Origin of the sequence: Devosia nitrariae (genome assembly GCF_030160115.1) — a bacterium.
Taxonomy (GTDB): domain Bacteria; phylum Pseudomonadota; class Alphaproteobacteria; order Rhizobiales; family Devosiaceae; genus Devosia; species Devosia nitrariae.
Genome location: NZ_BSNS01000022.1, coordinates 305941 through 331271 on the forward strand (window position 1 = coordinate 305941; position 25331 = coordinate 331271).

The following is a 25331-nucleotide window of genomic DNA, read 5'->3' on the forward strand; positions in this document are numbered from 1 at the left end:
TCTATCCGATATTCTCCACTGGCGTTGCGGTGACGTGGCCGAGGAGACGCAGCAATGTGTCCGGTTCTCCAAAGCCCCCCGATTTGGTGATTATCGTGAAGCCCTCGGCCCGGGCAATAGGCAGCCCCGGCAGCGCCTCACCGACGACCTCGAGCACCGCAATGCCGATCCGGGCGAGGACCGCCTGCGCCGTAGCGCCGCCGGTGATCACCAGGAGCGTTCCCGGCTCCGGCTCAAGCCGCGCCAGCACCTCGCCCAGCCGCTCGGCGACAGTTGTCGCATCGACCGGCCGCGCGCCCGGTACTGCCTGCACGAGCGTCAGGGCCGATGCCAGCGGCAGGGCTTCCGGAGTCTCTCCGCCGGGCGCGGCGATATAGGCAAGGTCCGGCATTCCGCGACGTAGCGTTTCGACCTGCTCGCGGGTGATCGGATCGGCCGAGCCGATGATGGCGATGACGCGTCTTGCCGCGAGCGTCGGCGCTGGCGCGCGACCCTCCGGGGCCATCCGCTCCGCCATTGCCTCGGCGAGAGCCCGTGCCCCGACCGGCAAATCATAGTCGCCCTCGGCCACCGCCGCCTCTATGTCGCTTTGCACCAGCGCGTCGGGAACGTGAGCGGTGCCGGCATGGGCGCCCAGGCGCGCCGCGATGTCCACCGGCTCATCGACCCCGAAACCGCTAAGGACCCCCTTATGCACCCAGCGCCCGAACGCCGGAATGGCCGGGACGACGAGCGCGCGCCGATGCGGGATGGCATCGAGTTCGGCGGCGATATTGCCCTTGAGACGGGAGTCGACCTTCTTGAAGATTGCCTGCTGCGCCGGCAGCTGGGCGTGACAGGCGCCGACCGCCGCGCGCGCGGCGTCGGGTGCCAACTCGCGGCTGTCGGCCGAAGCGGCGACGATGTCGGCCCCTTGCCCGAGCGCCTCCTGCAGTCCGGCTGGCGTCAGTGCCACCAGCGTGCGCAGGCCGCGCATGGCAAAGGGCGCGGCCGAATCCAGCGCCCCGGTCAGGTCGTCGGCAATGATCGCCAACCGCGTCATGCAGGTGCGCTCGCGGAAAGGCGCCGCTGCGCCTGCACGTCGGGATCGGGGTCGAGATTGGCCGCGAGAAGACGCTGCGTATAGGGCTGCTGCGGATCCTCGAAGATCTCACCCGTCGGGCCGCTTTCGACGATCTCGCCCGATTTCATCACGACGACCGTATCGGCGAAATCGCGCACCACCCCGAGGTCGTGGGCGATGAACAGGAACGAGATGCCGAGCCGCCGGCGCAGGCTGTCGAGCAGGGCAATCACCTGCGCCTGGATGGAGACATCGAGCGCCGAGACCGCCTCGTCGCAGATGATCAGCTCCGGCTCCAGCGCCAGTGCCCGCGCAATGGCGATGCGCTGCCGCTGCCCGCCCGAGAACTGGTGCGGATAGCGCTGCGCATGCTCGGGCAGCAGGCCCACCTGTTCGAGCAGTTCCGCCACGCGTTTGCGCCGCGCCGCCCGGTCGGGCACCAGCCGGTGGATGTCCCAGCCTTCCGAAATGATCTGGTAGACGGACATCCGCGGATTGAGCGACTGGGTCGGGTCCTGGAACACCATCTGGATCTGGCGGCGCACGCTAAGGAGGTCGCGGGCGTTCATGGCGATGAGGTCCTTGCCCTTCCACAGCGCCTCGCCACTGTCGGCGGTTTCGAGCCGCAGCACGGTGCGGGCAAGGGTCGACTTGCCCGAGCCGCTCTCGCCGACCACCGCCAGGCTCTGTCCCTTGTGGAGCGCGAGCGAAACGTTCTTGAGCGCCGGCACGTGCCCATAGGTCTTGCAGAGGTCCTTGATCTCGAGCAGCACCGGCGAGCTGTCATCGGGCCGCCTGATCTCGCCCTTGCCCGGTGCCGCCCCGATCAGCTTTCGGGTATAGGGGTGGTGCGGACGGTGATAGACGTCGCCCGCCGTCCCCGCCTCGACGATCTCGCCATCGCTCATCACCACCACGCGGTCGGCGATCTCGGCAACGACACCGAGGTCATGGGTGATCAGCACCAGCCCCATGCCGGTCTCGGCCTGCAGTTCCTTGAGCAGGGCCAGCACCTCGGCCTGGATGGTAACATCGAGCGCCGTCGTCGGTTCGTCGGCAATGAGGATATCGGGCTTCAGCATCAGCGCCATGGCGATCATCAGGCGCTGGCGCTGGCCGCCGGAGAACTGATGCGGATATTTGTGCATCGCCCGCTCGGGCTCAGGAAGTCCGACCCGGGCAATGAGCTCGAGCGCGCGGGCCCGGGCCGCATCGGCCGGCCGGCCATGGGCGGTCATCATCTCGACGATCTGCCAGCCGACGGAATAGACCGGGTTGAGGTGTCCGAGCGGGTCCTGGAAGATCATGGCAATGCGCTTGCCGTTGAGCGCGCGCCGCTCTTCGGCGCTGGTCTTCAGCAGGTCCCTGCCTTCGAACAGGATCTCGCCAGAGACGATCCGTGCCGGCGGCATATCGAGGAGGTTCATCACCGCCGAGGCCGAGACCGACTTGCCCGATCCGCTTTCGCCGAGGATGGCCAGCGTCTCGCCGCGATTGACCGACCAGCCCACCTTGCGCACGGCGTGGACGGTGCCGTGCGCGGTATGGAAGTCGACCGAGAGGTTGCGCACTTCGAGCAGGGCGTCAGCCATTGGTCGTGCTCCGGGCTTCCAGCCGCCAGCGCTGGGCGGGGTCGAGGGCGATGCGCATCCAGTTCGACAGGAGATTGAGCGAGAGCGTGGTGATGACGATCATCAGGCCCGGCCAGAACGCCAGCCACCAGGCGGATGTGAGATAGGGCCGGCCCTGGCTGACCATCAAGCCCCAGGTGATGTCCGGTGGCTGGATGCCGATGCCGAGGAAGGAGAGCGCGGACTCCGCGAGCATGACGAAGGCGAAATCGAGCGTCGCGATGGTGACGAGTGTCGGAGCGACGACCGGGAGGATGTGCCGAAGGATGATGCGCCCGGGCCTCGCACCCATGACGACGGCCGCCTGCACGAACATGCGCTCGCGCACTTCGAGCACTTCGGCGCGCGTGGTGCGCAGGTAAATGGGGATGCGGGTGATGGCCAGCACCAGGATCATGTTGGGTACGGACGGACCCAGCACATAGAGCACGACGACGGCGATCAGCAGCGAGGGAAAGGACATGATGACGTCCGCCAGCCGCATGATCACCTGCGAGACGCCCTTGCCCAAATAGCCGGCGACGAGCCCGAGCGCCGCGCCGATCAGCAGGGCGCAAGCGACGGCTCCGGCGGCCACCATCATGGTGCTGCGCGCTGCAACGACCAGACGGGCGAGCATCGGCCGTCCGAGGGAATCGCCGCCGAGAACGAAGGCCCAGCCGCGTTCCAGGTCGAAGGGCGGGCTGTTGCGGCCGCGCAGGTTCTGGTCGGTAGCGAGGTCACCGAGAAGCGTCGGGCCGATGAGCGCACAGATGACGATGACCAGCAGGACGAGGGCCGAGACGAGCGCCACCTTGTCGCGCCAGAGCATAGCGAGCAGCGCAGCGATGCCGCCCCTGGCGCCTGATTGTGAAGATTTGGGGAGAGTGAGGTCGGTCATCGCGCCCTCCCTAATGCCGGATCCGCGGATCGAGCAGCGAATAGGCGATGTCGATCAGGATGTTCATGAGGAAGATGGCGATGGCCGTGACCATGATGGCGGCCAAGACCACGTTGAAGTCGCGCTGCAGGATCGAATCGATCATCAGCTTGCCAATGCCCGGAAAGCCAAAGATGGTCTCGACGACCACCGCACCGTTGAGCAGGGCCGCAGCCTGGTCGCCGATGACGGTGATGACCGGCAGCATGGCGTTGCGCAGCGTATGGATGAAGATGATGGGCCCGTTCTTGACGCCTTTGGCGCGGGCGGTCTTCACATAAGGCGCCGTCAAGGCCGAGAGCATCGAGCCGCGCACCACCTGCACGATCAGGCCGAACGGCCGCACGAAAAGCACCGCGACCGGCAACACCCAATGCATGGGCGTTCCCACTCCCGAGGTCGGCAGCCAGGCGAGATTGAGCGAAAAGACGACGATCGCCACGATGGCGATCCAGAAATCGGGCGCCGAAGCCCCGATCAGCGAGACGACCGAGACCAGCCGGTCAAAGAAGCCGCCGATATTGAAGGCGGCAAGTGCCCCGAGCACGATGGCGGCAACGACCACCAGCCCCATGGTGATCAGCGCCAGCGGCAGCGTCCAGGCGTAGGCTTCGAGCACCACGTCGATCGCCGGACGGGCCTTGCGCAGTGATTCTCCGAAGTCGAGATGGACGAGATCCCAGACATAGCGGCCGAACTGTTCGATGAGCGGCGCGTCAAGTCCGTGGAGGGCCCGGAACTGCTGCTTCATCTGCTCGGTCGCGTCGATCGGCAGGAACAGCACCGCCGGATCGCCCGTCAGGCGCGAGAGAAAGAAGACGAGGATCATCAATCCCATCAGGGAAAGAAGGCTCGCGATCGCCCTTTGTCCGATCAGTCTCGTCATGGTCGATCACCCAGGACTTGTAACAGTGGTGATGCCGGAGGAATCCGGCATCACCTGACTATGGACCGTTCGAGGGTCTTACTTGAAGCCGATCTCGGCGAGCTGCAGCTGCGAGTTCGTCGCGATGCTGGGCCTGAAGTCGAGATGCGTGCCCACCCGGCTATGACCCACCATGTGGAACAGCAGCGCGTCGGCCACGATATCCTGCTGCACATAGGCGAAGAGCTCCGACCAAAGCGCGGCGCGCTCCTCTCCGGTGGCGGCGGTGGCACTTTCGATCAGTTCGTCGACCTTGGGATCGCTGATGCCCGACTGGGTGCCGTCGCTGTGATACTTGAAGTACGCAGAGAACACCGGATCGCCACGCGAATTGTCGTGCTGAGCCATGATGAGCTGGGCATTGCGGCCCTCGGGATAGGGCTTGGAATAGTACTGCTCGTGCTCGGCCACTTCCACCATGCGCAGCGACGCATTGAAGCCCACTTCGTTGAGCATCTGCACAATGGCCTCGCCGACTTCCGTCACATGCGGGAAATTCTCGGTGCGCGCGATCACTTCCACCGGCGCCTTGACGTTGACACCATCGGCTTCGGCGGCGGCGAGCAGTTCACGAGCCTTGTCCCGGTCATAGGCCGGCGGCTCGAGCTCCGGATTCCAGCCGAGCGTCGTCGGCGGCACAATGGCGGTCGCCAGCTCCGTGCCCTCGGCGAGGACGGTGCCGATGAACGCCTCGCGCTCGATGGCATGGTTGAGAGCCTGGCGCACGCGGATGTCGCCCATGGGTTCGACCGAATGGTCGATGCGCAGATAGACCGTCTCCGAGTTCGGATAGGTGAAATCGGTATCGCGATTGTCGGCGACCTCTTCGCTGATCTGCGGCGCAATGTCGGCTTCGCCGGCAGCGACCATACCGGCGCGGACAGCGGGCTCGGAGCGGAAGACATAGGTGGCCGAGGTCACGGCGGGCTGTTCGCCCCAATAGTCGTCGCGGCGGGTCAGCACGATCTGCTGGCCGGCGGTCCACTCCGACAACGCATAAGGTCCGGTGCCGATGGGATCGCGCACGAACTCCATCGGCGTCTCGGACGGCACGATGGTCACCAGCGACATCAGCAGCGGCAGGATCGGCTGGGCCGGCTCGGCCTTGACGTCGATGGTATTGTCGTCGACCACAGAGAAGGTCAGTTCGGTATCGGCGAAATAGCGGGCACTCTCGCAGGTGATCTGGTCGCTGAACACGCGGTCGAACGAGTGCTTGACGTCATTGGCGTCGAACGCCGAGCCGTCCGAGAAGGTCACGCCTTGGCGCAGGTTGAAGCGCCACGAGCCGTCGCCCAGGTCCTCCCAGCTCTCCGCCAAACGCGGCATCAGCCCCGCATCGCCACGCACGTCGAGCTCGGTCAGGGTCTCGCTGATGTTCTGCATAACCACGCGGCCGATATTGGAGCGCGTCGCCATGCATGGTTCAACGAGGTCCAGGTCTTCGCTGAGCACCACGGTGATATCGGTATCGGCCTGCGCCATTGCCGGAGCGACCGAAGCCGACGCCAGAAGGGCGCCGATCAGAATACGCTTCAAAATCAATTCTTCCTCCCTTCGCAGCTCGATAAGGCGGCATGGGCGGCGCTGCGGGGGCGTCCATGCAATTCCTTGAAAGGCCGACCCGCGGGCGGGTCCACCGTGGCCGGCACTATCACGTTACAACCAGAAGTTGTCAAAGCAAAATTGGGAATGGCCCTAAGCGGGTTGAATTGATGCGGCACATCATATTGAAATTTAAGCAGAAAAAATGTGCACCTCTAGGCATCACGCAGAAATTCCGGCAATTATAACTTGACAACATATCCGCCGATGTAAAATTTGGCGCATCGAGAACGAGGAGAAGAGATGACTCCGAACGAGATCGCGGCACGCATGACGGGTGAGCTTGTCGACCTGCCGCTGGGCCTGACGGAAGCCTACCTCCCCTCGCCCATGGTGCAGAACCATGCCGCCTTCATCGAACGGCTGGACGACGGCACCCTCGCCTGCCTCTGGTTCGGCGGCACGCTCGAGGGCAAGTCGGACATCTCGATCTATGGCAGCACGCTGGCGCCCGGCGCCGACCGCTGGAGCGCGCCCGTGCAGTTGAGCCGTGATCCGGAGCGCTCCGAGCAGAACCCGGTCCTCGCCCGGAACGGCAAAGGCTGGCAGCTCTTCCACACCGCCCAGCCAGCAGGCAACCAGGACGAGTGCCTGCTGCGTGCCCGCGAGATCACCCTTAGCGATGGGAAGCTCACGGGCGGCGAGCCGCGCACGCTCGACCTGCCGCTCGGCACGTTCGTCCGCGCCCGGTTCGTGCGCCGTACGGACGGTGCCTGGATGATGCCGGTCTTCCGTTGCATCTCCCGGCCTGGCCAGCGCTGGAACGGCAGCCACGACACCGCCGGCGTCGCCGTCAGCCATGACCACGGCGCCACCTGGACGCTTTCCGAAGTGCCCGGGTCCATCGGCAGCGTGCACATGACCATCGTGCCGCTCGGCGGCAGCCATATGGCGGCCTTCTACCGCCGCCGGCAATCGGACTTCGTGCACCGCTCGCAAAGCCTCGACGGCGGCATCACCTGGTCGGCGCCCGAGCCGACCGACGTACCCAACAACAATTCTTCGATCAACGTCGTGCGCCTCGCCGACGGGCGCCTGGCGATGGTGTGCAATCCGGTGTCGGCCGCCACCTCCAGCGACCGGCGCGCCTCACTCTATGATGAGATCGAGGAAGGCGACGACCGCCCCGACGCCACGGGCGGATGCTCGCCCATCTGGGGCGTTCCGCGCGCGCCGCTCACCCTTTGCGTCTCGACCGACGGCGGCCGCAGCTTTCCCACGCGCCGCATCATCGACGACAGCCCCGGCACGTGCCTGTCCAACAACTCCATCGACGGGCGCAACAAGGAGCTGTCTTACCCCTATCTGCTCGAAGACCCGGACGGATCTCTCCACGTCGCCTACACTTACTTCCGGCGGGCCATCAAATATGTTCGCCTGCCCAAGGGTTGGATCGACGGAGACGAGGCGTGAGCGACATCATCGGCATCACTATGGGCGACCCGGCGGGCGTCGGCCCTGAGATCACAGTTCGCGCCGTGGCGGAGATGAGCCGAGAGGACCGTTCGCGCACCCGCATATACGGCAACCGCGCAACGCTGGAGAACGCGCTCAAGACAAACGGCCAGTCGCTCGATCTTGCCGAGCTTGTCGAAGATCTGCCCATTGAGGGCGGACCGCTTCCCTGGGGCAGGCTCGACCCGCGCGCGGGCGATGCCGCCTTCCGCTTCATCGAGAAGGCCGTACGCGATGCTGAGGCGAACCGCATCGGCTGCGTCGTCACCGCGCCGATCAACAAGGAAGCGCTCAACCTTGCCGGGCACCACTATGACGGGCACACCGGCATGCTGGCCGCGCTCACCGGACAGAAGTCGGCCTTTATGCTGTTGGCCTCGGACCGGCTCAAGGTCATCCACGTCTCGACGCATGTGTCGCTGAAGACCGCTATCGACCGGGCGACGCCCGAGCGCATCCTCGCCACCATCCGCACCGGCAACGATCACCTGAAGCGCATCGGCATCGACAGGCCCCGTATCGCCGTTGCCGGCATCAACCCGCATTGCGGCGAGAGCGGGCTCTTCGGCACCGAGGACGACGAGCAGGTGGTGCCGGCCGTCGCCCTGGCCAAGGCCGAGGGTATCGACGTTGCCGGTCCGATCTCGGCCGACACCGTATACCACCGCGCCTATTCCGGCGCCTTCGATCTGGTCGTGGCGCAATACCACGACCAGGGCCATATCCCGATCAAGCTCGTCGCCTTCGACACCGCCGTCAATGTTTCGCTGGGCCTGCCCATCGACCGCACCTCGGTCGACCACGGCACCGCCTTCGACATTGCCGGCACCGGCAAGGCCAACCACGTCAACATGAACGCCGCCATCGCCTATGCGCGCCGGCTGGCCGCGGGGAGGAACTGATGACCAATCCAGCAGAGAAGCTCCCGATCCACGGCGTCTTCTGCGCCTCGGCAACGCCGGTTCGCGACGACGGCGCGCCCGATCACGCAACCTTCATTACCCACTGCCGTGCGCTCATCGAGGAAGGCTGCGACGGCATTGCCCTGCTCGGCACCACCGGCGAGGCCAACTCCTTCAGCCTCGCCCAAAGGCAGGACCTGCTCGAACGCGTGATCGACGCCGGCATCGATCCAAAGCGCCTGCTTCCCGGCACCTCGCAGACCAATGTGCCCGATACGGTGACGCTGGTGCGTCATGCCGTCGATGCCGGCGTCAAGGCGACGGTGGTGCTGCCGCCCTTCTACTACAAGGGCGTCAGCGACGAAGGCCTTTTCCGCTTCTATTCCGAAGTGATCGAGGGCGTCGGCCGCAACGACCTCAAGATCGTCCTCTACCACATCCCGCCCACCTCACAGATCGGCCTGTCGCTCCCGCTGGTCGGTCGGCTGCTCGAGGCCTTCCCCGGCATCATCGTCGGCATCAAGGACAGCTCCGGCAAGCTCGAGAGCATGGAGTCCTACGCCACCGCTTTCGAGAACTTCTCCGTGTTTTCGGGCGCCGACCCCTTCATGCTGCCGCTGCTGCGCTCGGGCGGCGCCGGTTGCATCACCTCGAGCTCCAACCTCATCGGCCGGCACCTGCGCGTGGTGTTCGACCACTGGCACGAGCCCGATGCGGAGGCCCGTGTTGCCCGGGCCCAGGAGCGCATCGAAGCCTGGCGCAACCTCTCCAACGCCTATGTCCAGCTTCCGACCGTCAAGGCGATGCTGGCGCGCCGCCGCAACCATCCGGGCTGGGCGCGCGTGCGCCCGCCGCTGGTCGAACTGACAGAGGATGAGATCGAAACCGTGTGGGCGAGGATGGCCGAGCTCGAGGCGCAAGAGAATGGCTGAGCCCATGCTCTCCATGGCCAGGCAGATTACCCTGCTGCAGCCGGCACGGCTCGAGATCGGCGCCGGCGCGGTTGGGCGGCTCGGCCAATGGGCTGAGCCCTACACCCGTATCTTCGTCGTCGCCATGGCCCCAACCGTCGGCTTTCTCGAGCGCATCGGCCTTTCCGGCAACATCGAGACGTATATCGACCTGCCGCCGGAGCCCGACCTGCCGGCGGTGGAAGCGGCGATCGCTGCGGCGCGCGCCTTCCGGCCCGACCTCGTCATCGGTCTCGGCGGCGGCTCGGTGATGGACGTCGCCAAGCTCGTCGCCGTGCTCTGGGACAGCGAGCAGACGGTCCCCGACGTCGTCGGCGTCGGCAAGATCACCGGGCGCCGCACTGCCCTCGCCCAGGTGCCGACCACCTCCGGCACCGGTTCGGAAGCCGGCATCCGCGCGCTGGTCACCCACCCCGAGACGCTCGCCAAAATGGCCGTTGAGAGCCACTTTATGCTCGCCGATATCGCTGTGCTCGACCCCGAGCTCACCTATTCGGTGCCCCCCGCCGTCACCGCAGCGACCGGCGTCGACGCGCTCGCCCATTGCGTTGAATCCTTCACCAACGTCAAGGCGCATCCGCTGATTGACGGCTATGCCAACCTCGGCATCTCGCTCGTCGGCCGTTACCTCGCCCGCGCCGTCGCCGATGGCGAGGACACCGAGGCCCGCGCAGGCATGATGCTGGCCTCCTACTATGGCGGCCTCTGCCTCGGGCCGGTGAACACCGCCGGCGGCCACGCCCTCGCTTATCCGCTCGGCACCCGCCTCAAGCTCCCGCATGGCCTCGCCAACGCCATCATCTTCCCCCACATCCTCGCCTTCAACGCCCCCGAGCGCCCGGACAAGACCGCGGCGGTCGCCAGCTCGCTGGGGCTTACTGCAAGGCACGGGCAGGACATCCTTGCCGACGCCATGGAATGGTGCCGGCAGCTGGGCATCGAGATGCGCCTGTCGCGCCACGGGGCTGAGGAGCAGGACCTGTCGGTCTGGGCCGAGGAGGCTTTCGCCATCAAACGATTGATCGACAACAACCCCCGCGCGCTGGGGGTCGAGGACATCCTGACGATCTACAGAAGCGCGCTCTGATCGGCACCGACTGAGCTTTTTAAGGAGGAGACCATGTTCAAACCCGTCATCTGCGGGATCGCTCTCGCATGCCTTATCTCCGGCGCAGCACACGCTGAGGCCATCACCATCGATGCCAACGACGTGACCTTCAGCGGCGTCGAGCTCTATTCCGATGTACAATACTCGACCTCACCCCTCGGACTGATGCGCAACGAGCTCTATCTGGACCTCATGCGCCCCACCAGTGCCGAGCCAGCGCCGGTCGTCATCTTCGTTACCGGCAGCGGCTGGCGCGCCGTAGAGCGTGAACGGCTCCTGCCTCAACTCGTGCCTCTTGCCGAGGCAGGCTTTGCCGTCGCCTCGATCGACTATCGCGGAATAGGCGAAGCCAAGTTTCCCGAGCCGCAGATGGATGTGAAAGCGGCCGTCAGGTACCTGCGCGCCAATGCCGGGCTCTACAACCTCGATCCTGAGAACATCGCCGTCTTCGGGCCTTCGGCCGGCGGCCATCTCTCGCTGATCGCCGGGCTGACGGGGGAGGACGAAGAGTTCATCGATAAGCGCTGGCCCGGCGTCTCCTCGCAAGTCACGGCCATCGCGACCTTCTACCCGGCGGTCTATTTCGGCGAATCCGGCAGCCCCGGCTATGACCTCGGCAGCCTCCACCTCGGCTTCTCGCCGCATGACCCGGCCAACGCCGAGGCAACACGGCATGCCTCGCCGGAAAGCCATATCGGCCCGGACAGTCCGCCGGTCCTCCTGATCCATGGCACCGAAGACAGCATCGTCCCGATCGCCTCGAGCCAGCGCTTCTACGACGCCCTCATTGCCGAGAACGTCGATGCAACCTTCATCACCGTTGAGGGCGTAGGCCACGACTTCGAGCAGATGACGAGCGTCCCCGAGGTGAATGAGGCACTGATCGGCTTCTTCGAGCGGACACTCAAGGCGGACGAGTAACGTTTCGCGCGCCTCGCGAGACAGGCGGGCGATGATCTTTCGTGCCCGTTTCATACACCTTGCGGCTGGCGGGATATCTCAAGATGGATTCCGGCCTTCGCCGGAATGACATTGGGGTTGTGGGAGCGGCCGTGAAGGAGCCGCGGCTTGCGCACCATGCTTCCCCACCCACCGGCTGTCACCCAGCGCAGGGGGCCCATCCTGAGATTTCGCCACAGCCGCAAGGTGTGTGTGTGCGGCGCACGGAAGGCGCAGCTAACCGAACTTTCCATGGTCGACGAGGTGTTCCAGGCTGGTTCCTCGCCTGCACGAGGATGACACGCAGTGGGTGGGGAGAGATGCTGCCCTACCCCAGTTCGAGGCTCGTCACCCCGTAGATCAAGGGTAGCTCCAGGCTCGGCGGCTCGCCGCGATACATCCGGCTGGTCCGGAACGAAGCCGCAAAGCCGAAACCGGAGAGCGTTGCTGCGAACTCCCGCTGCGCCACCGGCACGTCGATATGGACGTCCCCGGAAAAGCTGCGCAGCAGTGCCATTGCTGCCTCGAGGTCGGCGGCGAATAGCGGGCCGATCTTGGAGCCGCTCCGGCATGGGCGCGACACTGCCCAGCCGACCACGTGTCCATCGCGCTGCAACACCAGGCTGCGATGCGGCGGCGCGATCCAGTGGCGGACAAACTCGGACCGCGGCGCCGGAAAGCAACGACGGTCGAGCGCCATGATCTCCGCAGGATCGGTCACTGCCCGCACGCTCGGATACGGTTCGGGCGCCGGCAAGGTGCCGCTCCAGCGCATGGTGTCGTAGGCGACGACGAAGCCCATGCGGGCATAGTTCGCCTGCTGTTCCGGCACACCGTCGAGCCCGATCGTACGGTTGCCGAGATATGTCATGCCGGCATCCCACACGGCCTTGCCATGCCCCTGCCCGCGCCAGCCGGGATGGCAGATATAGAGGCCGATGAACCCGAAGCGATCATTGTAGGCGACGGCAGAAATGCCGGCGACCAGGGTGTCGCCGATGAAGGCGCCGAAAAAGCCGGAAGGATCGGCGGCCTGGAAGGCGCGCGCGTCATGAAGGCCAGGATTCCACCCCTCGCCCGCGGCCCAGTCGATGAGGGTCTCGATCTCGGGCAGGGTGAGCGTGCGGATTGTGCGCGTCATGCCGGCGCGAACTCCGCCAGAGCCCCGAGATAGGGTTTGGTCACCGGACTGGCATAAGCACCGCGCTTGCTGGTCGTTAACCCCAGCGCCACCAGCAGTTCGGCCTGCTTGACTGCGGCGCTGACGCCGTCGATCACCGGCATGCCGAATTCGCGCGAGAGGGTGCGCGCCAGATCCGCCATGCCGGCGCAGCCAAGGACGATCGCCTCGGCATTGTCCTCGGCAATGGCACGGGTGATTTCGCTTCTGAGCTTATCGCGCGCGCCCGAGTTGGGGTCTTCGAGCGACAGCACCGGGATGTTGGCGGCACGCACCCTGGCGCGTCCGGACATGCCATAGCGCTGGGTGAGTTCCTCGATCGGCACGCGCGAACGCTCGGTAGTGGTGACGATGGTAAAACGCTTGGCAAGGAAACCGGCTGTTGCCAGCGCCGCCTCGCAGATGCCGACGACCGGAATGCGCGCCATTGCCCGGGCGGCGTCGAGCCCGGTATCGTCGAAGCAGGCGATGACCGCAGCCGAAACCCCGGCGCTCTCCCCTGCCCTGATCTCGGCGAGAAGCCCGGGCAGGGCGAAGGCTTCGTCGTAATAGCCTTCGATCGAAATCGGGCCCATGGGCGAGGTGACCGGCACAATCTCGGTCGCGGGCCCCGCCACCTCGCGCGCGGCGGCGGCAATGGTTGCCGTCATGCTGGCGGTGGTGTTGGGGTTGACGACGAGGATGCGGGTCATGAACGGGCCTGGCGACGATTGATGGCCATGATGATCCCCAGGGTCGCAAGGATCACCAGGAATGAGAAGACGGTGGTTACCGTGCCGAGCGCATAGAGCACGGGCGTGGTGACATTGGTGGTCATGCCGTAGATCTCGAGCGGCAGCGTGTTGGAGCTGCCCGACGTCATCAGCGTACGGGCGAACTCGTCATAGGAGAGCGTGAAGCCGAAAAGGCCGACACCGACAAGGCTCGGCGCGATCATCGGCAGCAGAACGTGCCGGAACGTCTGCCAGTTGCTGGCGCCGAGATCGCGGGCGGCTTCCTCGTAACTCGGCGAGAAGCGGTTGAAGACGGCGAACATGATCAGGACTCCGAACGGCAGCGTCCAGGTGAGGTGTGCGCCGTACCCCGAGCTGAACCAGGCTGGTCGCCAGCCGACCTGCTGGAACAGCACGCCGATGCCCAGCGAGACGATGATCGACGGGATCACCAGGCTCGCGACGGTCAGATAAAAGAGCGGCGTGGCGCCGAGGAACCTGCGGCGAAAGGCAAGGCCGGCGAGGAGCGAGACCGTGACGGTCGCTGCCATGACCATGAGGCCGAGCGCAAAGGAGCGGCCGAAGCTAGCGCCGAAATCGCCCACCGCCTGACGCTCGAAGAGATTGGCAAACCAGCGCAGCGACACCCCGTTGAGCGGAAAGGTGAGGCCGCCATTGGGACCTTGGAACGACAGGATGAAGACCGCCGACAGCGGGCCGTAGAGGAAGAGCACGAACAGCCCGAAGAAGGCAGCGAGCACGTAAAAGCCGAGGGTGCGTTTGTCGCCCATCTCAAAGCTCCTTGCGGATGTCGACAATGCGCAGGATTCCGGCGACCATGACGAGAACCAGTACCAGCAGCACGATCGCGTTGGCAGCCGCGGCCGGATACTGCAGCAGGGACATCTGATTGCGCATCATCAGCGCGACTGAGGCGGACTGGCCGCCGCTCATCACCTGCACCGTCGAGAAATCGGCCATCACCAGCGTCACGACGAAAATGGTGCCGATGGCGATGCCGGGCTTGGCCAGCGGCAGGATCACATTCCAGACGATCTGCCAGTCGGCAGCGCCAGCATCGCGGGCCGCCTCGACCAGCGATCTGTCGATGCGCATCATGGTGTTGAAGATCGGGGTGACCATGAAGAGCGTGTAGAGGTGCACCATGGCCAGAACCACGGCGAAATCGGAATAGAGCAGCCACTCTATCGGCTGCTCGACGATGCCGGCATTGACGAGGCCCGAATTGACCAGGCCATTGCGCCCCAGCACCGGGATCCAGGAGATCATCCGGATGATGTTGGAGGTGAGGAACGGCACGGTGCAGATGAGAAAGAGCACTATCTGCGTCGTGGCCGACCGCACGTGGAAGGCGAGGAAATAAGCAACCCAGAAGCCGATGAAGGCAGTGAGTGCCCAAACCATGGCCGCGTATTTGAGGGTGTTGAGATAGGTCTTCCAGGTGACCCAGCTTCCGAGCGTATCGGTATAGTTGAATGTCTCCCAACCGGGATACATGCCGGCGAAGTCGTAGTCCCAGAAGCTGACGATCAGCAACAGAAGGATTGGGACGGCGAGGAAGAACCCCAGGATGACCGCCAGGGGCGTCGCCTGCAGATAGGGCGTGGCGCGATTGAGCAGCGTGTTCACCAGGTCGTCTCCGGCATCCGGCAATCAGCTCGAGGTGGGAAGCGCCGGACCGACGGGTCCCGCGCTTCCCGGGCGGTTAGGCCGCGATGAACTCGTTCCAGCGGCGGACCATGTAGCGATCCTCGTCCATCACCGAGTTCCAGCAGGCAACGCTGCCCATGCGCTCTTCGAAGGAACCGCCGTCGCGCACGGCACCGGCCTTTTCCATCACCACGCCATCGGGCGAGAGGATGTCGCCCGCAGCCGCCTTGCCTTCGATCCAGAAGCCCCATTCGTCTTCCGACATGTACTCTTTGGCCGTCTCCATGGCCGCCGAGTAGTAGCCCTGGCGGTTGAGATAGCCGCCGACCCAGCCTGAGGTGTACCAGTTGATGTACTCATAAGCCGCATCGAGCTGGGCGCCAGAAAGGTGAGCGGCAAGGCCGAGGCCCCCGCCCCAGGATCGGTAGCCTTCCTTCAGCGGTTGGTAGACGCAGGGGATACCCTTGGCGCGGACGGCGGCGACGGCCGGCGACCACATGGACTGGATCACCACTTCGCCCGAACTCATCAGGTTGACGCTTTCGTCGAAGCTCTTCCAGAAGGCGCGGAACTGGCCGGCTTGCTTGGCGGCGATCAGGAAGTCGATGGTCCTGTCGATCTCCTCGGTGGTCATGTTGCCCTTGTCGGCATAGGTGAGCTCACCCATGGCTTCCATGATCATGGCCGCGTCCATGATGCCGATCGACGGAATGTTGAGGATCGAAGTCTTGCCCTTGAAGGCCGGATCCATGATGTCGGCCCAAGAGGTGATGTCGCGGCCGACGAGATCCGGCCGGATGCCGAGCGTGTCGGCGTTGTAGATGGTTGGCACCATGGTGAACCAGCCGGTTTCGCCGGCAGCGAAGCTCTTGCTGTCGGGGCCCTCGACGAAGCCGACCGTGTGCGGCGCCGTGCCCTGGGCGATGACGCTGTCGGGGGTCAGCTTGCCGTTTTTGAAGAGCGGCACGATCTTGTCGTAATAGGTCAGCCGCGAGGTATCCATCGGCTGGATCACGCCGGTGGGGAACACCTTCTTGAGGATCCAGTATTCGATGTCGGCGATGTCGTAGCTGTCGGGTTGAGTGACGGCGCGCTGGGCAGCGGCGTCGGAATCCGTCGCCGTCATCTCGAGCGTGATGCCGAGGTCTTCCTTGCACTTTTCGGCGATGGCGTTGAGGTTCGACACGCCGGTGCCGAATTGGCGCAGCGTGATCGGGTTCTGCGCCCAGATGGTCGGAAAGCCGGTGATGGCCCCGGAGCCGAGCGCGGCGCCGGCCGCGGCGGCTGCGCCGGTCTTGAGAAGGCTTCGGCGAGAAATTCCGGTCTTCTTGGTCGTATCCGTCATGGTGTCAGTCTCCCTGTTGCTGGCGGCTTCACGAATTGGCACGTGCGAGGACGATGGCGTCCTCGGCGTCCCAGTGGACGGGCACCGCATCCCCCACATCGACTGGTGTGGAAAAGAAGGCGGTATCGCTTACGATGGCGGTGAAATCGGAGATGCCGGCCCCGTCGATGGTGAGCTTCACGCTCGGCCCGCGGTATTCGAGGTTGGAGACGATGCCGGAAAAACCCAGGCCGTTGATCGGGCTCTCGCCGATGCGCACGCGATCGATGCGCACCGCCACGTCGATGTCGGACCCGGCCTCCAGCGGCGCGCCACTGGCCTGGAAGCTGCCGCCACCGATCACGTCGAAGCTGACGCGCCCGTCCTCGGCACCGGCGACCTTGCCGGGGATGACGTTGTGGTCGCCCATGAAGCGGGCAACGAAGGACGTCGACGGGCGCTCGAAGACCTCGCGCGGGGTCGCCGCCTGCTCGATCCTGCCATTGTCCATGACGACGATCAGGTCAGCCAGGGCCATGGCCTCCTCCTGGCTGTGCGTCACATGGACGAAGGTGATGCCGAGGCTCTTCTGCAGCTTCTTGAGCTCGGCGCGCATGCGCACCTTGAGGAAGGGGTCGAGCGCCGAGAGCGGCTCGTCGAGCAGCAGCGCCTCGGGATCTGTGATGAGCGCACGCGCCAGCGCCACGCGCTGCTGCTGTCCGCCTGAGAGCTGGGCGGGATGCCGGCCGGCATAGGCGTCCATCTGCATGAGCCGCAGCATGTCGATGGCCTTCGCCCGCCGCTGTTCCTTGGGCACGCCCTGCATCTTCAGGCTGAAGGCGACATTGTCGACGAGGTCGAGGTGTGGAAAGAGCGCATAGGACTGGAACATCATCGCCGTGCCGCGCTTGGCCGGCGGCAGGTCCGTCACCACCGTCTGGCCAAGGGCGATGTCGCCACGCGATACGGTCTCGTGCCCGGCGATCATGCGCAAAGTCGAGGTCTTGCCGCAGCCGGAAGGTCCCAGAAGACAGCAATAGCTGCCAGCGGGAATTTTGAGGCTGATGGCATCGACGGCAGTGAACTTGCCGTAAATCTTGGAAACCGAAGCGATGTCGATCTCTACCGCCTTCGACATGAAGCGTCTCTCCGTGGTCGAGAGACTTCAATGCATCCGCCGTGCCAGTTTCATCGATCCGAGCTATGTCCCTGAGAGCTCGGGTTTTTGTTCGCGTCGCGATCGGCCCTCCCTGTAAGCGAAGCAGTCCTCTGCCCGATTTATGGGCACGCGTTCACAGTTCCCGCCGAAATTGTATGCAATTTTCCGGAATTTCGTATGCGATCACTCCTTCCCCTTGCATGCGATTATGCTTATGAATGGACGCATGAGCATCGAGGCCGTTTCCCCCGCAACAGCAGCATCCGATGACCGCACCTTGGCGATCCGCGAGCACCTGCGCGATGCGATCGTCGACCGGCGGCTCGCGCCCGGCACCAAGCTCAGCGAGGTCGAGGTCGGGTCGCTGTTCGACGTCAGCCGCACGGTGGTGCGTGCCGCGTTGCAGGCGCTGGCTTTCGAGGGCCTGGTGCGCATCGAGCGCAATCGCGGCGCGTTCGTTGCGAGCCCTACCCCGGAGGAGGCCCGGCAGGTCTTTCAATCCCGCCGGGTGATCGAACCGGGCCTGGTCCGGGCCGCGGCGGCACGGGTGACGGCGGCCGATCTCGCCCGCTTCGAGACGTGCCTTTCAGCCGAGAACCGGCTGATGGGCGAGCGCGGCCCCTCGGCCCGCCGCGCCGAAATCCGCGCTTCCGGTGACTTCCATCTGCTGCTGGCAGAGGTCGCCGGCAACGCCATCATGCTTCGCTTCATGGAAGAGCTGGTCGCCCGCTCGTCGCTGGTCATTGCCCTCTACGGCCGTTCGGGCGCGTCGAGTTGCGGCCATAACGAACATGCCGAGATCGTCGGCGCCCTGCGCGCGGGCGATGCCGAGCGGGCCAGCGCGCTTCTCTTGACCCACATCGACCACATCGAGGCCGATCTAGACCTGCGCACCGCGGCGGGGCTTGCCCTCGCCGAGGCGCTTGGCACTCCCGCGGCGCAATAGTGCGGCAATAGGCTATCCAAGCACTGTGGCGAGCACGTCGGCAAGGCCGTGGCCCGCCGCGCCGCTTTGATCGAGGCGCGGATTGTAGATGGTGACCTCGATGCCGACGGCCTTTTCGCTGGCAAGGGCGATCCGCAATGCAGCCGCCAATTCGTCCCAGGAGAGGCCGCCGGGCATGCGGAAATCGACCGCCGGCATGATGGCGTCCTCGAGGCAGTCTGCGTCGAGGTGAATGAAGTATCCCTCGAGCTCGCCCCGCGTCAGATGGTCGACCGCCGCGCGGGCGCAGGCTTCGATTCCGCGCTCGCGGATGGCGGGAAGATCGAGACTGACGAGCTCAGCCGGAAGCGGCTGGCTGCCGTACTCGGCCTGGTCTTCGTGGTCGCGATAGCCGAACGCCACCACGTCCTCGGGCCGGACGAGCGGACGGCGTCCCTCGAGATCGGTGACAATTGCGGGCCCGTAGCCGGTCGCCCACGCCAGATCCATGGATGCGCCCTCGCCCTTGGGTTCGGCCTCCGGCTGGAAGAAATCCGCATGGCCGTCGAGGTAGAGCAAGCCGAAGCGACCCCGGCGCCGCAGCGCCAGCATCGGGCCGAGAAGGATAGTGCAGTCGCCGCCCAGAACGACCGGAAACTTGCCCGCGTCGAGCACCGCCTCGACCGCATCGGCAAGCGTCGGCGACCAGGCGGCAATCGCCCGGGCGTTGAGGATCGTCGTTTCGGGGTCGCGGCTGCGATCCGTGGTCGGGACGGCAAGTCGCCCCGCCCGACGGGCCACAATGCGTTCGGCAAGGCCCAGCTCCAGGAGCCGGTCCGGCAACTGCTCGACGCCGTCCGTGGTGAGGCCGAGCCCGGAGGGCGCTTCGATGATGGCATATGAACGCATTGGTGGAGGCTCCCACTGCACTCATGCCAAACGCGTGCGGCCGCAGCCCGTTCCGGGTTCGCAGCTATGCGCCCTCGCTCCCGCCTGCCATCGCCTGGTCGATCCGCGACGCCAGTTCAGCGGTAATCGGCACCATCGGCAGGCGCATCTCCGGGCTGTCGATCAGCCCCGCCCGCCACAGCCAATACTTGATGGGTCCTGGGCTCGGCTCGGCAAACAGCAAGCGCGGCAGGTCGGCAAGACGCGTCCAGTCGGCTAGTGCCCCGGCCTGGTTGCCGGCGATGAGCTTGTTGCGGATGGCAGCGAACTGCGCCGTACACACATGCGCCGAGGCAGTGATGCCGCCATCGGCGCCAAGCGTCAGGGCGCCATAGAACAAATAGTCTTCGCCGGTCAGCACAGCGAAGTCCGCCGGTCGGCGGCGCAGCAGGTCGAAGGACTGCTCGGGATCGGCCGAGCAGTCCTTGACGCCGACGATATTGGCGCGCTCGGCCAGTTGCAGCATCGTCTCGTTGGCGAGGTTGACGCCGGTTCGATAGGGGATGTTGTAGATAAGGATCGGCCTTTGCGTGCTGTCGGCAAGCGCCGAGAAGTGGCCGAACAAGCCCCGCTGCGACGGCCGCGTATAATAGGGACAGGTGATCAAATAGCCGGTGACGTCCCACGACGCCGTGCGCTCCAGCGCCTTGACGGTCTTGCGCGTATCGGCGCCGGAAAGGCCCAAATAGAGCGGGATGGACTTTCCCGCCGCCTCGAGGGCGGCGCTGGTGATCGAAACCAGCCGCTCGGCCTCCTCGTCGTCGAGCGAGGTGCCCTCCCCGGTGGTCGCGCCGAGAATAAGTCCGTCGATCGGCTGCGCCGCAAAATGCGTGACGAGCCGGTAGAGGGAGCGCTCATCGAGCGCGCCGTCGCGGAACGGGGTGACGAGCGGCAGCCAGAGGCCGGTGAGGGCAGAATGTGTGGGGTTCATGAGGTCCATCTCCAAAAGGCCGGAGACGGAGCGCACGCAAAAACCCCGTCGAAACCGGCGGGGTCAATCTGATCAGAGGGCTTGCTTTTTTTGCGCGCGACGACCGACTGCCCCTAGAACGGGGCTTTTTTCGCAACCGTGAGTTTGGTGCAGCGGCAGGTCATGGCCCTGTCGTCAGCCATCCCTGGCGCTTTGTCAAGCAAGGATAGCCCCAGTCGGCTGATGTCCGGCTAACGGTTGCAAAATCGGCTTGACCTTACCATCATTGGAAGGTGCAAACGATGGAGCAGTCGGACCACACAGTCCTCAAGCTGGAGTACGTACAATGAACATCGGCCACGCCGCCAAGGCCACGGGCATCTCGACCAAGATGATCCGATACTACGAATCCATCGGGCTGATTTCGCCGGCCCATCGATCGCAAGCCGGATACCGCGTCTACACCGATGACGACATCCACGCCCTGCGCTTCATAAATAGTGCCCGCGACCTCGGCTTTTCGGTCGAGCAGATGCGCGACCTGCTGGACTTGTGGGGCGATCGAAGCCGCGCCAGTGCCGATGTGAAGGCCCTCGCCCTCGCGCATGCCGCGATGCTCGAGGAGAAGGCACGCTCGCTGCAGGACATGAGTCGGACACTTAGGCACCTTGCCGATAACTGCCATGGCGACGACCGACCGGACTGCCCGATCATCGATGAGTTCGCGGTAGCGCCTCCGCCAAGGGAACTCAGGAAGCGGCAGCCTCGGTTTGGCGTCGCCGCACAAGTATATTCCCCTGCCCGCTAGGTCTTCAGGGCGCCGATAAAATCGGCGCCCTCTCCATTTCCGTATAATTCGAAAAATTCGGTATTGACCCTCCAAGCGTTGGAAGCCGGACACCGAGATCAATCGCGACAAGCGGGACACTCGATCTTGGAGAATTCCAATGCAAGATTTCACACCTGATCCGAAGAGATGGGCCGCCTTGGCTTTGCTTTGTGCGGCTCAGTTCATCGTGATTCTCGACACCTCGATTATCGGCGTGGCCCTGCCCGCCATCCAATCCGACCTCGGCTTCAGCGCCAGCGGGCTGAGCTGGATCTTCAACGCCTATGTCATCGCGTTCGGAGGCCTGCTGCTGTTGGGCGGCAGGCTCAGCGATCTCCTCGGTGCGCGCCGGATTTTCGCGGCTGGTTTCTTCATCCTGACGGCGGCATCCCTCCTTGCCGGTCTTGCCAACAGCCAGGAAAGTCTGCTTGCCGGCCGGGCGTTGCAGGGTGTCGGTGCCGCGTTGATCGCACCGTCCGCGCTGACGATCGTTATGCGCCTCTTCGCCCACAATGGTGCCGAACTCGGCAAGGCCTTCGGCTTCTGGGGTGCTGCCGCAGCGGCGGGCGGCTCGGCTGGCGTTTTCTTTGGCGGCGTCATCACCGAGTGGCTCTCCTGGCCATGGACGTTCCTGATCAACGTCCCGCTGGGGTTGCTTGTCCTGGCGCTGATCCCAGCCCTGCTGCGCAAGTTCCAGCGCAATTCCGGCAAGGTCGACTGGTTCGGCGCGATCACCGTGACCGGCGCGATGGCGACTCTCGTCTATGCGATCGTCACCATCGAGTCGGTAGGCTTGGGGTCGCCCCAGATACTGACACTGCTCGCGATATCCGCAGCGCTCTTTGCCGTGTTCCTGACCACTCAGGTCATCCGGCACGAACCACTGCTTCCGCTCCGCATCTTCGCCGCGCCGAACCTGGCGGCGGGGAACCTCGTCATGGCGCTGCTCGGCGCTGCCTGGATCCCACTGTGGTTCTTCCTGAACCTCTATCTGCAGCAGGTCCTCGGGTTTTCGGCGTTGGCCGGTGGCCTCGCGCTCCTGCCCATGACCGTGACCATCATGGTCGTGATGGTCGGGTTCTCGGGCAGGTCGATCGCCCGCTTCGGCGTCAAGACCAGCCTGATCCTCGGTCTGATGCTCATGGCCGGCTCGCTGTGGATGTTCGCCGAGCTGCCGCTCGACGGGTCCTTCGTTGCCAACGTGCTGCCGGCCTCGGTTCTGGCCGCCCTCGGCATGGGCCTCGCCTACATTCCGGCGACTATGTCAGGTATGGCAGGCGCCAAGCCCGAAGAGACCGGCCTCGCTTCGGGTCTCATCAACACGACCTACCAGATCGGCTCGGCCGTCGGACTCGCCGTGATGGTGGCGATCTCCGCGTCCGGCATCGCCCATAGCGTCAGCCCGACCACCGAACGCCTGCTCGCCGGCTTTCAGGCCGCGTTCCTCGGGGCTGGCGTAACGGCCGCCATCGCGGTGCTTGCGGCGCTGCTGCTCATCCGCTCGGCGCCCCGGCAAAGCGAGGTGCCGGTCGGCTGAGTTAACGATCGGCGGGGGCGCCCCCCGCCGATTCCACCGGACGCACGATGAATGTTTGGGGGCAGTGCTCGACAGACCGCCTTTATGATGATGTCCGCGGCGATCGGCGACAGCAGATTGCGGGAGGAGTGCGAAGCCGGTGCCGCCTTCGGCGAACATGCGATCCGCATCATTGTCCCCAGGCGATTTTCTTGCGCATAAAAGTCCGGGTGCTCATCGACATTCTGGACACGCACTACGGCACGGCCAGCGACAGCTCTGGTTTTTGAGTGCGAGTACGACTAGCCCGGATTGCTGGTCGTCGGCGGCAGGGGGGTGCCGGGCTCCACGCGCGGCAGGGGATAGCCCGCGGCCATGTAGAGGCCAAGGATCGCCTCGCCCAGGAACCGCTCTTCATCGACTTCCAAAGTGGCGCCACGCAGCAGCTCGCGCGGCATTTTCTCGACCGCGAACTGCACAGCTTCGGCGGCGGACGGAAAGCGCATGTAGCGGCCCGAACGGCGCCCGGTCATCGAACGGCCGGGATAGAGTTCTGCGGCGTGGGTGTAGTCGAAATTGTCGTTCATCGCCGCAAGACCGGAATGCGCGCGAAATGCGACGCCGCTTCGCGCGTGCCGTCGGAGGCGGCCGTCGAGGGGCGCATGTCCTCCTCGTTGACCACCCGCTGATAGCTCTCGGCGCTCGATTGCACGCGGTACTGCAGCCGATGACCCTCGAAGGGCAACTGCAGCAGGATCTCGCACGGTCCCGAGGGCCGGTTGCTGAGCCGCGGTGAAGGAATGAGGTCAACCATCTGGCCGACAGCGTACTTGTGTCGCATCGGTGCCCTCTTCTAGAGCGCAGTACGATTTGATGGATTCAAAATCGCCCGCTCTAACGTGTCGTTGTCGCGGGACAGTGTCCCGCTCTAATAGTCGAAAGCCCCGCGGTGCGGGGCTTTCGCTAGTCGGATCAGGCGAGCTGCAGATTGGTGGCCGAAGCACGGCCGTCACGGCCCTGCTCGAGGTCGTAGGTGACCTTCTGGCCCTCGGCCAGAGTGGAAAGGCCGGCGCGCTCGACAGCAGAGATGTGGACGAAGGCGTCCTTGCCGCCGTCGTCGGGCGCAATGAAGCCGAAGCCCTTGGTGGAATTGAAGAATTTTACGGTGCCGGTAATCATTGGCATTCCCTTTGGATGGGCCCGCAGGCAGCTGCGAACGGGCAAGTTTCCCCGCCGCAACATGCGGAAGGGTTCAACGTTCACAAGTTCAATGGGTAGCCAAGCAACCGGTTTTTGCCGGGAAGTTTAGTTAGCCAAGAAGGGCTGGAAACGCGTAAACTCCAATATCGTGGGGTGGCGGTCTGGAGTCAAGGTCCAGCCGGCTTCCGCTCGGGCGCTTGCGATTTGGTCCTGGTGGCGAACTCTGCTACAGCAGTCGCGGGCGGATTCCACCGCCCTTCCGCCTGCCCCGTTTATCGGGCGAGGCGAGGTTCATGTTAGGAAAATTTTTGCAAGTACAGGTCCGCGACAACAACGTCGATCAAGCTCTTCGAGTCCTCAAGAAGCGCCTTCAGCGCGAGGGCGTCTTCCGCGAAATGAAGCTTCGCAAGTATTATGAAAAGCCGTCGGAGAGGCGCGTGCGCGAGGCAGCAGAGGCCGTCCGGCGCAGCCGCAAGCTGGCGCGCAAGCAAGCAATCCGTGAAGGTCTGATCGCCGCGCCCAAGCGCCCGGCCCGCCCGCAGACCGCGTCTCGCGGCTTCCAGGCTTCGAGATAAGCCTGCAAGGACTGCCCGTCTTTCGGATCGGGCGGCCGGACCTTCATCCTGCCAGCCCTTGTGCCGTAATATTTAAGCCCCGCCGGCCGCGCCGACGGGGCTTGAGTTTTATAGCAACGTGCGAAAGAGCCTGTCCCGGACGCTACCGCTGGTTCGAAGACAGTGAATCACTACCGACCAGCCGACGCCAGGACTTTGAACGCGCGAAATGGGTGGCTATCGGCCATTCGTACTTGCAAACATGGCTCCGCTGATTTGCTGCGCGACGTTCGGCATGACCTGATCCAGCAGAGCCAGGCAGTCGCGGTAACCGGCCAGCCCAAGTTCGTAGGGGTCCGGAATCCCGCCTTGATGCTCGTTTGCGACCATCACGCTCGCCGCGACTGCGCCTAGGGCGGAACGGACCTTGTTGGCCTCGTCCTGACCGACACAAACGATCCATCGGTACTGGTCGAGTTCCAGGTCCCCGATCCAGCGGCTGATATGGCCACTCAAATCGACCCCGCGTTCGTTCATACACGCGACAGAGTGGTTATTGGCGGCACGGCCCGCCAACTCTTTACTCACGCCGGCACTTTCGACCAGATAGGCGGCGCCAAGGTGCTGCTGAAGCACCGCCTGCATCATCGGGCTGCGGCTGATGTTGCCAAGACAGACGCAGAGAACCTTTTCCATCATCGGCATGAAACCTCGTTGGCCAGTTCAGCAGCCTGCAGCGCTCCGGCTACCGTAGAAGCCGGTCGCATTGTCAGAATTTACAATACCAAGCCATGCCGGCAATGTGCAACGTTGCAACTGAAGGCTTGGGCGTCCCAGGGCCGCTCGGGCCTTCAGTTGATCTCCTCCTTGCGCCGCCCGGTCTC

26 protein-coding genes are annotated in these 25331 nt (G+C 64.8%); 9 read left to right on the forward strand and 17 right to left on the reverse strand.

The window, feature by feature from the left end; genetic code table 11:
- Position 1: 1 nt before the first annotated feature.
- From QQK18_RS21115 to QQK18_RS21135, 5 genes are all read right to left on the reverse strand, one after another.
- Positions 2 to 1042 carry a four-carbon acid sugar kinase family protein gene (locus tag QQK18_RS21115; RefSeq protein WP_284342350.1) on the reverse strand — a complete coding sequence of 347 codons (1041 nt, stop codon included), beginning with the start codon at positions 1040 to 1042 and terminating at the stop codon, positions 2 to 4.
- Positions 1039 to 2655 carry an ABC transporter ATP-binding protein gene (locus tag QQK18_RS21120; protein WP_284342351.1) on the reverse strand — a complete coding sequence of 539 codons (1617 nt, stop codon included), beginning with the start codon at positions 2653 to 2655 and terminating at the stop codon, positions 1039 to 1041. Before QQK18_RS21120 ends, QQK18_RS21115 begins: the two co-directional genes overlap by 4 nt.
- Positions 2648 to 3574, reverse strand: coding sequence for an ABC transporter permease (locus QQK18_RS21125; RefSeq protein ID WP_379993846.1), 927 nt, complete (start codon positions 3572 to 3574; stop codon positions 2648 to 2650). The genes QQK18_RS21120 and QQK18_RS21125 overlap by 8 nt, the downstream gene beginning before the upstream one ends.
- A gap of 10 nt (positions 3575 to 3584) precedes the next feature.
- Positions 3585 to 4499: an ABC transporter permease gene (locus QQK18_RS21130; protein WP_284342352.1), complete on the reverse strand. Its 915-nt coding sequence runs from the start codon at positions 4497 to 4499 to the stop codon at positions 3585 to 3587.
- A gap of 78 nt (positions 4500 to 4577) precedes the next feature.
- Complete coding sequence (locus QQK18_RS21135) at positions 4578 to 6023, reverse strand: ABC transporter substrate-binding protein (protein WP_284342536.1); 1446 nt, start codon at positions 6021 to 6023, stop codon at positions 4578 to 4580.
- A 363-nt stretch (positions 6024 to 6386) separates the two neighbouring features.
- Between QQK18_RS21135 and QQK18_RS21140 the strand changes: the two genes are divergently transcribed.
- The 5 genes from QQK18_RS21140 to QQK18_RS21160 are packed head-to-tail and all read left to right on the forward strand — an operon-like array spanning position 6387 to position 11500.
- Complete coding sequence (locus QQK18_RS21140) at positions 6387 to 7556, forward strand: sialidase family protein (RefSeq protein ID WP_284342353.1); 1170 nt, start codon at positions 6387 to 6389, stop codon at positions 7554 to 7556.
- On the forward strand, positions 7553 to 8500 hold the full coding sequence (gene pdxA / locus QQK18_RS21145) for a 4-hydroxythreonine-4-phosphate dehydrogenase PdxA (protein ID WP_284342354.1): 948 nt from the start codon (positions 7553 to 7555) through the stop codon (positions 8498 to 8500). Before QQK18_RS21140 ends, pdxA begins: the two co-directional genes overlap by 4 nt.
- Complete coding sequence (locus QQK18_RS21150) at positions 8500 to 9432, forward strand: dihydrodipicolinate synthase family protein (RefSeq protein ID WP_284342355.1); 933 nt, start codon at positions 8500 to 8502, stop codon at positions 9430 to 9432. The genes pdxA and QQK18_RS21150 overlap by 1 nt, the downstream gene beginning before the upstream one ends.
- A complete protein-coding gene (locus QQK18_RS21155; RefSeq protein WP_379993849.1) occupies positions 9425 to 10558 on the forward strand; it encodes an iron-containing alcohol dehydrogenase in 1134 nt (377 codons plus the stop codon). Before QQK18_RS21150 ends, QQK18_RS21155 begins: the two co-directional genes overlap by 8 nt.
- Before the next feature lie 33 nt (positions 10559 to 10591).
- Positions 10592 to 11500 (forward strand): alpha/beta hydrolase, encoded by a 909-nt coding sequence (locus tag QQK18_RS21160; RefSeq protein ID WP_284342356.1) that lies wholly within the window; start codon positions 10592 to 10594, stop codon positions 11498 to 11500.
- A 346-nt stretch (positions 11501 to 11846) separates the two neighbouring features.
- Here QQK18_RS21160 and QQK18_RS21165 read toward each other — a convergent pair whose 3' ends face one another.
- The 6 genes from QQK18_RS21165 to QQK18_RS21190 form a co-directional block, all read right to left on the reverse strand.
- On the reverse strand, positions 11847 to 12659 hold the full coding sequence (locus QQK18_RS21165; RefSeq protein WP_284342357.1) for a GNAT family N-acetyltransferase: 813 nt from the start codon (positions 12657 to 12659) through the stop codon (positions 11847 to 11849).
- Positions 12656 to 13390: an aspartate/glutamate racemase family protein gene (locus QQK18_RS21170; protein WP_284342358.1), complete on the reverse strand. Its 735-nt coding sequence runs from the start codon at positions 13388 to 13390 to the stop codon at positions 12656 to 12658. The genes QQK18_RS21165 and QQK18_RS21170 overlap by 4 nt, the downstream gene beginning before the upstream one ends.
- Positions 13387 to 14202, reverse strand: a complete 816-nt coding sequence (locus tag QQK18_RS21175; protein ID WP_284342359.1) for an ABC transporter permease — start codon at positions 14200 to 14202, stop codon at positions 13387 to 13389. Before QQK18_RS21175 ends, QQK18_RS21170 begins: the two co-directional genes overlap by 4 nt.
- A gap of 1 nt (position 14203) precedes the next feature.
- Positions 14204 to 15061, reverse strand: coding sequence for an ABC transporter permease (locus QQK18_RS21180; protein ID WP_348523249.1), 858 nt, complete (start codon positions 15059 to 15061; stop codon positions 14204 to 14206).
- Positions 15062 to 15137: 76 nt separating this feature from the next.
- Positions 15138 to 16427 (reverse strand): ABC transporter substrate-binding protein, encoded by a 1290-nt coding sequence (locus tag QQK18_RS21185; RefSeq protein WP_284342360.1) that lies wholly within the window; start codon positions 16425 to 16427, stop codon positions 15138 to 15140.
- Between the two features lie 28 nt (positions 16428 to 16455).
- Positions 16456 to 17544, reverse strand: a complete 1089-nt coding sequence (locus QQK18_RS21190; protein ID WP_284342361.1) for an ABC transporter ATP-binding protein — start codon at positions 17542 to 17544, stop codon at positions 16456 to 16458.
- 247 nt (positions 17545 to 17791) lie between these two features.
- Here QQK18_RS21190 and QQK18_RS21195 point away from each other — a divergent pair, with 247 nt between their 5' ends.
- On the forward strand, positions 17792 to 18511 hold the full coding sequence (locus QQK18_RS21195) for a GntR family transcriptional regulator (protein WP_284342362.1): 720 nt from the start codon (positions 17792 to 17794) through the stop codon (positions 18509 to 18511).
- Between the two features lie 12 nt (positions 18512 to 18523).
- Here QQK18_RS21195 and QQK18_RS21200 read toward each other — a convergent pair whose 3' ends face one another.
- Positions 18524 to 19399 (reverse strand): arginase family protein, encoded by an 876-nt coding sequence (locus QQK18_RS21200; protein ID WP_284342363.1) that lies wholly within the window; start codon positions 19397 to 19399, stop codon positions 18524 to 18526.
- A 64-nt stretch (positions 19400 to 19463) separates the two neighbouring features.
- Complete coding sequence (gene dapA / locus QQK18_RS21205; RefSeq protein ID WP_284342364.1) at positions 19464 to 20369, reverse strand: 4-hydroxy-tetrahydrodipicolinate synthase; 906 nt, start codon at positions 20367 to 20369, stop codon at positions 19464 to 19466.
- 325 nt (positions 20370 to 20694) lie between these two features.
- Between dapA and cueR the strand changes: the two genes are divergently transcribed.
- Positions 20695 to 21156, forward strand: a complete 462-nt coding sequence (gene cueR, locus QQK18_RS21210; protein WP_284342365.1) for a Cu(I)-responsive transcriptional regulator — start codon at positions 20695 to 20697, stop codon at positions 21154 to 21156.
- A 139-nt stretch (positions 21157 to 21295) separates the two neighbouring features.
- Positions 21296 to 22714 (forward strand): MFS transporter, encoded by a 1419-nt coding sequence (locus QQK18_RS21215; RefSeq protein WP_284342366.1) that lies wholly within the window; start codon positions 21296 to 21298, stop codon positions 22712 to 22714.
- 281 nt (positions 22715 to 22995) lie between these two features.
- Here QQK18_RS21215 and QQK18_RS21220 read toward each other — a convergent pair whose 3' ends face one another.
- The 3 genes from QQK18_RS21220 to QQK18_RS21230 form a co-directional block, all read right to left on the reverse strand.
- Entirely contained in the window at positions 22996 to 23280 is a 285-nt protein-coding gene (locus tag QQK18_RS21220) for a hypothetical protein (RefSeq protein ID WP_348523250.1), read from the reverse strand.
- Entirely contained in the window at positions 23277 to 23534 is a 258-nt protein-coding gene (locus QQK18_RS21225; protein ID WP_284342367.1) for a hypothetical protein, read from the reverse strand. Before QQK18_RS21225 ends, QQK18_RS21220 begins: the two co-directional genes overlap by 4 nt.
- 131 nt (positions 23535 to 23665) lie before the next feature.
- A complete protein-coding gene (locus QQK18_RS21230; RefSeq protein ID WP_284342368.1) occupies positions 23666 to 23872 on the reverse strand; it encodes a cold-shock protein in 207 nt (68 codons plus the stop codon).
- A 329-nt stretch (positions 23873 to 24201) separates the two neighbouring features.
- On the opposite strand from QQK18_RS21230, the gene rpsU reads away from it, so the two are divergent.
- Positions 24202 to 24468, forward strand: coding sequence for a 30S ribosomal protein S21 (rpsU, locus tag QQK18_RS21235; RefSeq protein WP_284342539.1), 267 nt, complete (start codon positions 24202 to 24204; stop codon positions 24466 to 24468).
- Between the two features lie 216 nt (positions 24469 to 24684).
- Here rpsU and QQK18_RS21240 read toward each other — a convergent pair whose 3' ends face one another.
- On the reverse strand, positions 24685 to 25152 hold the full coding sequence (locus tag QQK18_RS21240) for an arsenate-mycothiol transferase ArsC (protein ID WP_284342369.1): 468 nt from the start codon (positions 25150 to 25152) through the stop codon (positions 24685 to 24687).
- Positions 25153 to 25331: the final 179 nt, after the last annotated feature.